2 protein-coding genes are annotated in these 1,074 nt (G+C 44.2%); one reads left to right on the top strand and one right to left on the bottom strand.

What is annotated here, in order from left to right:
- The coding region (locus A3762_RS21960; RefSeq protein WP_082869292.1) for an MOSC domain-containing protein at nucleotides 1–704 on the top strand (704 nt) is incomplete at its 5' end.
- On the opposite strand, the gene A3762_RS27930 is transcribed toward A3762_RS21960, so the two are convergent.
- A partial coding sequence (locus tag A3762_RS27930) for a hypothetical protein (RefSeq protein WP_197469489.1) occupies nucleotides 696–1,074 on the bottom strand: 379 nt, incomplete at its 5' end. The two genes, A3762_RS21960 and A3762_RS27930, sit on opposite strands and share 9 nt — an antisense overlap.

Raw genomic sequence — 1,074 nt, forward strand, 5'->3', positions numbered from 1 at the left:
GGCCACATATGGATAGGCGTTTTATGGTCATCAATTATCAAGGAAAGCATGTCACTCAAAGAACGCACCCCAAAATGGCACTAGTCTCTGCTTTAGTAAGTGAAAGCACGCTGTCAGTGAATTTCGATGGCATAGAGACAGTATTACTGTTTTCTGAGTTTGATGTTCCAGTGATGGCTGAAGTGTGGTCGGATAGTGTTGATGCTTTGGCGATGTCATCGAAAGACTTTGATAAGCGATTATCCGTGTATTTGAATGAGTCTGTCCGTTTAGTCTTCATGCCTTCAAGCACCTATCGACAGGTTGATCCTGATTTTTCACCGGAATCAGCACGAGTCAGTTTTGCTGATGGTTTTCCAATTCTTTTGTGTAGTGAGGAGTCATTGCTCGATCTGAATTCGAGGTTGGAAAATGCGGTGGCAATGAATCGTTTTCGTCCGAATATTGTGATCAGTGGGAGTGAATCATATCAAGAATCGGAATGGCGCCGAATCAAGATAGGGGAGATCGAGTTTGATGTCGCTAAGCCATGTTCACGCTGCAGTATGATTACCTTGGACGAACGGGGGGTGTATAATAAGGAGCCCTTAAAGACTTTAGCGCAGTACCGCTTGAATCAATTTGGCGCGTGCTTTGGTGAGAATTTAGTTCAGCGTGGCGAGGGACTTATATCGTTAGGTGACTTGGTCGAAATATTAGAATAGTTCGACTTCATCATCGCTATCGTCTTCATCGGTCTTTTCAAAATGATGGCGATATATTTCGAGCGCCTCATTCACTGAGGCTCCATTCATAATGTGTTCAAACATGAGTCGCTCTTCTTCCAAAGAATAGTTCGACTTAATGTCGTTTTGCAGTCTTTCCCATGCGCTTGGATTGTTGGCGCTGTTAGGGTCTGACATCAATTCGCTCAGCCAGCCTAGGTCACGTTTCACATGATCAAGTCGTTGTGATAATCGATCGTAAAATTGAAACGCCACGATGGAACTGATAATCGAGTTATGGATCTCTTGGGCTTGGGAGCTAAAGTTGTTTGCGGCTTGTTTGTCAGACGAGTCGGTCAAGTGGCTGATT

The organism is Oleiphilus sp. HI0125, assembly GCF_001635355.1.